4 protein-coding genes are annotated in these 7166 nt (G+C 70.8%); 2 read left to right on the forward strand and 2 right to left on the reverse strand.

Annotation, left to right across the window (positions count from 1 at the left end):
- Positions 1–33: 33 nt before the first annotated feature.
- Complete coding sequence (locus tag PUR53_RS18360) at positions 34–2088, reverse strand: SpoIIE family protein phosphatase (protein ID WP_329900704.1); 2055 nt, start codon at positions 2086–2088, stop codon at positions 34–36.
- A gap of 481 nt (positions 2089–2569) precedes the next feature.
- Here PUR53_RS18360 and PUR53_RS18365 point away from each other — a divergent pair, with 481 nt between their 5' ends.
- Positions 2570–3382, forward strand: coding sequence for a universal stress protein (locus tag PUR53_RS18365; protein WP_329900703.1), 813 nt, complete (start codon positions 2570–2572; stop codon positions 3380–3382).
- A 234-nt stretch (positions 3383–3616) separates the two neighbouring features.
- On the opposite strand, the gene PUR53_RS18370 is transcribed toward PUR53_RS18365, so the two are convergent.
- Complete coding sequence (locus PUR53_RS18370; protein WP_329908928.1) at positions 3617–5917, reverse strand: FdhF/YdeP family oxidoreductase; 2301 nt, start codon at positions 5915–5917, stop codon at positions 3617–3619.
- Between the two features lie 198 nt (positions 5918–6115).
- On the opposite strand from PUR53_RS18370, the gene PUR53_RS18375 reads away from it, so the two are divergent.
- Entirely contained in the window at positions 6116–7030 is a 915-nt protein-coding gene (locus tag PUR53_RS18375; RefSeq protein ID WP_329908929.1) for a LysR family transcriptional regulator, read from the forward strand.
- The last annotated feature ends 136 nt before the right edge of the window (positions 7031–7166 follow it).

Below are 7166 nucleotides of genomic sequence, written 5' to 3' on the forward strand. Positions count from 1 at the left end.
CGCGACTGGGAATCGGCACGGGGGACCGAGCCCTCAGCGGACGCGCGACAGGGTGAGCCTGGCCACGAACAGGGTGGCGTCGTCCGCCGAGTTGGCGGGGCGTACGGCCATGAGAGCGTCGCACACCTCGTCCAGAGGCATCTCGGTGTGGTGAACGGCCCGGCGGAGCATGCTGATTCCCTGGTCGAGGTCCACAAGCGAATGGCGGTCCTCGATCATGCCGTCGGTGTAGAGGACGAGCAGGCTTCCGGGCGGGACGGCACGGTGGGTGCTCTCGTACGTGTGATCGAGGCCCATGCCCATGGGAGGCCCGGGGTCGGCCGCCAGTATCTCCGCGGAGCCGTCCGGACGGATCAGCAGCGGGGGCGGGTGGCCGGCCAGCGCCAGCCGGAGGTCTCCGGTGGCCCCGTCGTACACGGCGCAGACGCAGGTGGCGGGCAGTTCGTCGTCCGTCTCGTCGCCCAGCCCGTCCAGACGGGTGAGGAGTTGGCCGGGTTCCAGACCGACGCTCAGCAGAGCGCGAGCCGAGGAACGGTAGCGACCCATGGCCGCAGCCGCACCCAGTCCGTGCCCCATGACGTCACCGACCGTCATGCCGACGCGTGCTCCGGGGAGTCGCACGATGTCGTACCAGTCCCCGCCGGCCAGAGTGCCGTTCTGGGCGGGGAGGTAGCGGTGCGCCGTCCTGGCCCAGGGAATGTCGGGCAGACGAGCGGGCAGGAGGTGGCGTTGGAGGGCGAGCGTCGCCAGCCGTTCCCGCCGGTAGAGGAGGGCGTTGTCGATCGCCATGGCGGTGCGGGCGGCGATGTCGCGCATGGTGAGCAGGTCGTCGGCGTCGAAGCTCGTGGGGCCGGAGAAGGTGACCGCTCCCAGAACGTGTCCGGCGGCCAGCAGCGGCAGGGCGATTCCGTGGTGCGGCGGTTCCTGGGCCTCGTCGACGTGGAAGGAGACCGCGTCGGCCGAGCGGATGCACTCGCCGACAGGGGTTGACGCCGCGCGGGTCCGCGGCAGATCCCGTTCCGTGGCGGTGCGGCCGCTGTGGGTGGAACCGTCGTGAGCGGACGCGCTCAGCGGGTGCACCTGCGGTGGGGCGGACTTGTCCGGGTGGGCCGCGGCGTCCTGTGGGGCGGTGTCGCGCGCCCACGAGTCCGGAGCGCGACGCACCGCGCTCGCGAGGAGGTCGACGGTGACGGTGCGGGCGAACGCCGGGGAGCAGGCCGCCGACAGTCGCGACGCCACGCCCGCCACGTCCAGCCCCTGACTGAGGCTCGCACTGACGCGGCTGAGCAACTCCAGGCGACGCTGGCTCCGCGCGGTGTCCAGCAGTTCCGCTCTCGTGCCGCCGAGGTCGTGCACCACACCGGCCTGCCCCACGACGCGCCCATCGGCGTCCCGGAGCGGGAAGAGGGTGCCCACCGCCGCGTAGGGAGTGCCGTCGGGTCTGATCGCGGCCACCTGCAGATTGGTGACCGTCTCGCCGTCGTCGGTCACCCGTCGCAGCATGTCCTCATACGCCTGCGGGTCGGGAAGATCGAGGACGTCCACGATGCGGCGGCCCAGGTGGGCGGCCACGGGCAGGCCGTTGAGGCGGGCGAGGGCACCGTTGACGAAGCGGTAGCGCAGGTCACCGTCGAGAACGGCCAGGCCGACCGGTGAGGAGTGCAGGAGCAGGTCGGTCGCCGCCGGGTCGCACCCGTGCGTCTCCTGGGTGTCGTGGCCCGCCACGGCGACCAGCCCCGTACCCGCGGCGAGGGGAACGGGGACGGCCCGCCACCGGACACTGCGGCAGGTCCCGTCCGCACAGCGCAGACGGTCCACCCGGACCGCACCGCCGGCCCGGACCAGCTCGGCGACGAGTGCGTGGCCGTGGCCGGCCGGCTGGTCGGCGAGCATGGAGAGGTCGCGGCCGACGATCTCGGAGGGCGCGTGTCCGGTCAGTGCCTGCGCCTCGGGACTCCACAGACCGACAAGACCCGCGGGATCGATGACTGCGATGGCCAGGCCGTCGTCCAGTGCCTTCGTGGCCCGCCCGTGATGCCGCACACCGGACACCCCGTGCGGGTCATGCGGAACATGAGGAATGGGCACCTGCACCACCTACCGTCCCGGCACAGCAGTCTCTGATGGGGGCCGACGGCACGGTTCCTGGCCCTGCTCGGCACGAGCGCAGGCTATGCGCCTCGCCTTCGATTCTCCGGGGAGAGCCGAGAAGTGCCACTCGGTGGAGTGAAGGACGGCAGCCGAGGGCGCACCACCGGGTCCCGGGAGAGCGCAGCCGTCGGCCCTCCCGTAGGGAGGTCGGGAGGGACGGCGCGGCCCCGCCCAGGCGGGAGCGCGCGGGCGGGGCCAGGGGTGGTGATCCCCAACGGGGGAGTGGAGATCACCTGGCCACAGCTTGGCACTGGATTCGGCCAGGCAACAGAGGTGTGACTGAAATTGGCTCCACGAAAGACGAAGACCCACCGCGTTCGGCGCGTCCGCGCCGAGAACCCGGGTCCCACCAGGACGCGAATGGCAGTGGCGCGTCGTTGGGGTGAGGCTGGAAGCCGAGGCGAGTACGGGAGGCGCTATGGGCAACCTGGTGGTCGTGGGCGTGGACGGCTCGTCGGAGAGCCTCGCCGCGGTGGACGAGGCGGCCCGGGAAGCGTGGCGGCGTCGTGCGGAGTTGCGTGTGGTGTACGCCTTCGACGGTCCGGCCAGGCCGCTCTACGCGCCGCTTGATCCCGCGCCGCTGCGGGACCTGGTGAAGGAGGCCGCGCGGCGCGCCAAGAGCGTGGCACCTCAGCTGGAGGTCTCCGAGGCGGTGATGACCGGCGAGGTGGCGGCGGTGCTGGAGGCCGAGTCCAGAACCGCGGACCTGCTCGTGGTCGGCTCCCATGGGACGGGCGGCTTCATCGGGATGCTGGTGGGATCGAAGGCCGTGACCCTGGCGGCGTACGGCCACTGCCCGGTGATGGTGGTGCGGGGTGAGGAACCCGATCCCGCGAGGCCGGTCGTGCTGGCAGTCGACGGTTCGCCCATGGGGGAGAAGGCAGTCGACTTCGCCTTCGCCGAGGCGTCCCTGCGCGGGGCCGAGCTCGTCGGCGTGCACGCGTGGCTGCCCGACTACGCACCGCCCGGCACGGGCACGGAGAGCGCCGAACGCCTTCTCGCCCAGGCACTCGTGGGCCACGCGGAGCAATACCCCGACGTCATGGTCAGGCACGACGTGATCAGCGGCGAAGTCCGCGAAGTACTGATCGAGACGAGCAGGACAGCACAGCTGATGGTCGTCGGCGCCCGAGGGCGCGGCGGCTTTCTCGGGCTGCTCCTGGGATCGGTCAGCCAGGCACTCCTGCACCACGCCCACAGCCCCGTCGCCGTCGTCCGCGGCAAGGACTGACCACCGACGGCCGGGGCGGGGTGGCTGCTCGGTGACCGGTCAGGCCCGTTCAGGTGCGCCGGCCGCGCGTCGACCGCGCATCGGCCGCCACAGGTCGCTCGTCGGGCGACCACCGGCGAACGGAATCAGCATGCTCATGGCATGACTGCGGCTCATGGGGGCACAGCCACCATTTACCGAGGTCCGGCCCCACCGCTGGACGGCAGCCCACCGCACCCGGCCCTCAACGCCGGCCTATGGATTCGCCTTCGGCCGCCGCTCGAGGCGCACGATCACGCTCTTCGACGTCGGGGTGTTGCTGATGTCCGCGACGCTGTCGAGCGGCACGAGGACGTTGGTCTCCGGGTAGTACGCGGCAGCCGAACCCGGGGGAGTGGAGTAGCCGACGACCCGGAAGCCGGCGGCCCGGCGCTCCGAGCCGTCGGACCAGATGCTGACCAGGTCGACGAGGCTGCCGTCCGTGAGACCGAGGCCGGCGAGGTCGGACGGGTTCACCAGGACGACGCGTCTGCCGCCCTTGATGCCTCGGTAGCGGTCGTCCAGGGCGTACGGGATCGTGTTCCACTGGTCGTGCGACCGCAACGTCTGCAGAACGAGATGCCCCTCGGGCGCCTGGAGCATCGTGAAGTCGTTGACGGAGAAGACGGCCTTGCCGCTGGGCGTGCGGAACACCCGCTCGTTGACCGGGTTGGGAAGGCGGAAGCCACCCGGGCGCCGTACCCGCTCGTTGAAGTTTTCGAAGCCGTCGACCACGTGCGCGATCCGGTCGCGGATCGTGTCGTAGTCGGCCTCGAAGTCCTCCCAGGGGATGCCCGGTTCGCGGCCCAGGACCCGGTGGGCGAGGCGGCTGATGATGGAGACCTCGCTCAGCAGGTGCGGCGAGGCGGGCGCGAGCCGACCGCGTGTGGCGTGGACCTCGCTCATGGAGTCCTCGACCGTCATGAACTGCTCGGCGCCCGCCTGGACGTCCCGGTCGCTGCGGCCGAGCGTCGGCAGGATCAGGGCGGTACGGCCGCACACGGCGTGCGAGCGGTTCAGCTTGGTCGAGATGTGCGCGGTCAGGCGGCAGTTGCGCAGGGCGCGTTCGGTCGCGTCGCTGTCGGGCGCGGCCCGTACGAAGTTCCCGGCGACACCGATGAAGAGCTTGGCGCGGCCGTCGCGCATGGCCCGAATGGAGTCGACCGAGTCCAGACCGTGCCTGGTCGGCGGAGTGAACCGGAACTCCGCTGCGAGCCGGTCCAGGAACGCCTGGGGCATGCGCTCCCAGATGCCCATGGTGCGGTCGCCCTGGACGTTGCTGTGCCCGCGGACCGGGCAGACGCCGGCGCCGGGACGGCCTATGTTGCCCCGCAGCAGAAGGAAGTTGACGACCTCCCTGATGGTGGGCACGCCGTGTTTGTGCTGGGTCAGGCCCATCGCCCAGCAGACGATCACACTGCGGCTGCGCAGGACGCGTTCGTGGACCTGCTCGATCTCGTCGCGGCCCAGCCCGGTGGCCTCCAGGACGGCGTCCCAGGACGTGGTGGCGCGCAGGTGCTCGACGAAGGCGTCGTAGCCGGTGGTGTGCGTCTCGATGAACTCCCGGTCCAGGACCGTTCCGGGTTCCTTGTCCTCGGCCTCCAGCAACAGCAGGTTCAGGGCCTGGAACAGGGCCAGGTCGCCGCCGGGGCGTATCTGCAGGAACTGGTCGGCGATGTCCGTACCGCGACCGATGACACCGCGCGCCTTCTGCGGGTGCTTGAAGCGCAGCAGCCCCGCCTCCGGCAGCGGGTTGACAGCGACGACCTGGCCGCCGCGCCGCTTGGTCTCCTCCAGCGCGGACAGCATGCGCGGGTGGTTGGTGCCGGGGTTCTGCCCGACGACGAAGACCAGGTCGGCGTTGTAGAGGTCGTCGAGGCCCACGCTGCCCTTGCCGATGCCCAGCGTCTCGTTCAGTGCCGAACCGCTGGACTCGTGGCACATGTTGGAGCAGTCCGGCAGGTTGTTGGTGCCGAAGGCACGCGCGAACAGCTGCAGCAGGAAGGCCGGTTCGTTGGCCAGGCGGCCGGAGGTGTAGAAGAGCGCCTCGTCCGGATGGTCCAGCGCGCGCAGTTCACCCGCGAGCAGGTCCAGGGCCTCGTCCCAGCCGATCGGCTCGTAGTGGGTGGCGCCCTCGCGCAGCACCATCGGCTCGGTCAGCCGGCCCTGCTGGTTGAGCCAGTGGTCCGACCTCCGGCTCAGCTCGTCGACCGAGTGCCGCTGGAAGAAGTCCGCGGTCACCCGCCGGGAGGTCGCCTCGTCCGCGATGTGCTTGGCGCCGTTCTCGCAGTACTCATTGCGATGCCGCTGCCCGGGGGCGGGCTCCGGCCAGGCACATCCCGGGCAGTCGAAGCCCTTGGTCTGGTTGATGTTGAGCAGGGTCAGCGCGGTGCGCTTCGGCGAGGTCTGGCCCAACGCGTACCTCAGCGCGTGGACGACCGCGGGCGCCCCGGTCGCCCAGGTCTTGGGAGCCGACACCGACAGCTCGTCCTCAACCGGTTCGTCGAAGTCCCGCATCGGTTCGTCGAAGTCCCGCATCGAGCACCACGCCCTCTCCGTGCCGGGCGGTGAGCTCGCCCACGCGTCTCACCACACCTTTCGGCAGGGCGTACGTCCAGGTCAAAGCGGAATTTCCTATCGCCTGACAGGCCACACCGATCAGTGCACGTGACCGATGCCGATGCCGGACGGCCCGACGCGGTGGATCATTGGCACGTGCTGCTGCGCCAACTCGAGTACCTCGTCGCCCTGGCCCGCGCCCGCCACTTCGCGAAGGCGGCGCAGGCCTGCCACGTCTCCCAGCCGACCCTGTCCGAGGGCATCCGGAAACTGGAGGACGAACTCGGCATCCCGCTCGTCCAGCGGGGGCGCAGGTTCGACGGCCTCACACCCGAGGGCGAGCGCGTCGTCCTGTGGGCGCAGCGCATCCTCGCCGACCGTGACGCGATGCGAGGCGAGATCCAGGCGCTGCGGGCCGGGCTGAGCGGCCGGCTGCGCATCGGGACCGTACCGACCGCGTCCACCGCGGTCGCGCTGCTGACCCAGCCGTTCTGCGCTGCCAACCCGATGGCCACGGTCCAGGTGTTCGCGGACCTGCGGTCCGAGGACATCGTGAACCGGCTCCGCGCGTACGAACTCGACGCCGCCGTGACCTATCACAGCACGGTCGTGGCACACGGCTTGAAGTACGTTCCGCTGTACGAGGAGCGCTACGTCCTCCTGATCCAGCGCTCCGCCCACGACTCCGGCCCGTCCGAGGTCTCCTGGGAGGACGCGGCTCAGTACCCCCTGTGCCTGCTGCATCCCGGGATGCAGGGGCGACAGGTACTCGAAGCGGCGTTCGAGGCGGTCGGCGTCTCCGTCACCCCGCGGGTGGAGACCGACTCGATCGCCTCTCTGTTTGCGCAGGTCAGATCCGGACAATGGGCGAGCATCGTGCCGCACGCCTGGCTGCACGTCTTCGGCGTCCCCGCGGGTATGCAGGCCGTCCCCCTGGTCCGCCCGGTCCGTACGGAACGCATCGGCCTGGTCCTCCCGGCCCGCGAGCCCGTCTCGGTGATCGGCCAGGCACTCGTCGACGCCGTCGGCCGGGCGGCGATCGCGGCGACGCTGGAGCGGCTGCCGGGCTAGTGTCCTGCGCCGGAGATCCGTCGGCAGAGGCGGGCGAGGGAGTCGAGGATTTCTTCGGCGGTCTTGGTCCAGATGAACGGCTTGGGGTCTTCGTTCCAGTGCTTGACCCAGGTCCGGATGTCAGCTTCCAGAGCCT

This window comes from Streptomyces sp. SP18BB07 (assembly GCF_036322545.1).
Lineage (GTDB): Bacteria > Actinomycetota > Actinomycetes > Streptomycetales > Streptomycetaceae > Streptomyces > Streptomyces deccanensis.

Excerpts from the sequence above, each read along its gene's own strand:
- PUR53_RS18365 (WP_329900703.1), top strand. The coding sequence starts at position 2,570 with ATGGGCAACCTGGTGGTCGTGGGCGTGGACGGCTCGTCGGAGAGCCTC.
- PUR53_RS18370 (WP_329908928.1), bottom strand. The coding sequence starts at position 5,917 with ATGCGGGACTTCGACGAACCGGTTGAGGACGAGCTGTCGGTGTCGGCT.